The 1,050-nt window shown below is 71.3% G+C and carries 1 protein-coding gene; it reads right to left on the reverse strand.

The window, feature by feature from the left end; translation table 11 throughout:
- Positions 1-1,050, reverse strand: a 1,050-nt coding sequence (locus tag AB0M56_RS50610) for an IS110 family transposase (protein ID WP_364190877.1), incomplete at both ends; no start/stop codon positions are given.

The following is a 1,050-nucleotide window of genomic DNA, read 5'->3' on the forward strand; positions in this document are numbered from 1 at the left end:
TGGCGGTAGTGGGTGCGGTTGCGGAGCATTGCGTAGAGGACGTCGCAGCGGCGGCGGGCCAGGCAGATGAGGGCGGCGTTGTGTTTCTTGCCCTCGGCTCGTTTGCGGTCGTAGTAGGTGCGGCTGGCGGGGTCGTGCAGGGCAGCGAACGCGGCGAGGAAGAACGCGCGTTTGAGCTTGCGGTTGCCGGTCCGGGCCGGGTGCTCGCCCTTGATGCTGGTGCCGGAGCTGCGGGTGACCGGAGCGATGCCGGCATAAGCAGCCAGATGCGCGGAGCTGGCGAAGTGGGAGGCGTCGCCGACCTCGAGGAGGATGCGGGCTGCGGTCCTGACGCCGATGCCGGGCATCGAGGTCAGGACCCCGGCAAGAGGGTGCGCATCGAGTATCCCCTCGACCTGCTCGGCGACGGTCTTTCGTTGTTGGAGCACGGTTTTGAGGCTGTCGGCCAGTCGCGGGAGCACGGTGTCTGCGGCGGCGGTGCCCGGGACGGTGACGGTCTGCTCGTCCAGGGCGGTCATGATCGCGTCGATGAGTTTGTCGCCCATGCGGGGCGCGTGGACCTTCGCGATCGCGGTGAGTTGGCGGCGCCCGGCCTTGGTGATGCCGGCCGGGCCGCCGCAGCGGGAGAGGATTTCCAGCACCGCGGGGTGGCTGATCCGCGGGCCGATGGCCCGCTCGAGGGCGGGGTGGATGCCGGTGAGCAGGCCGCGGATCCGGTTGCTGAGTCGGGTGGCTTCGCCGGCCAGGTCGTCGTCGAACCCGACCAGCACCTCCAGCTCCGCGAGGGCTTCGTCGCCGACGTCGACCGGTCGCAGCGTGTGGGGCAGGGAGCGGGCGGCGTCGGCGATGACGAACGCGTCCCGGGCATCGGTCTTCGCCCGGCCCGGGTAGAGATCGGCGATGCGGCGCATCGCCAAGCCGGGCAGGTAGGCCACCTGGTGCCCGGTCGCGCGGGCGACCGCGACCGGCAACGCCCCGATCGTGGCCGGCTGGTCCACCACGACCAGCAGCGGACCGTGCCGGGCGAGCTTGTCGAACAAGGCCCGCAGC

Origin of the sequence: Amycolatopsis sp. NPDC051372 (assembly GCF_040682095.1) — a bacterium.
Taxonomy (GTDB): domain Bacteria; phylum Actinomycetota; class Actinomycetes; order Mycobacteriales; family Pseudonocardiaceae; genus Amycolatopsis.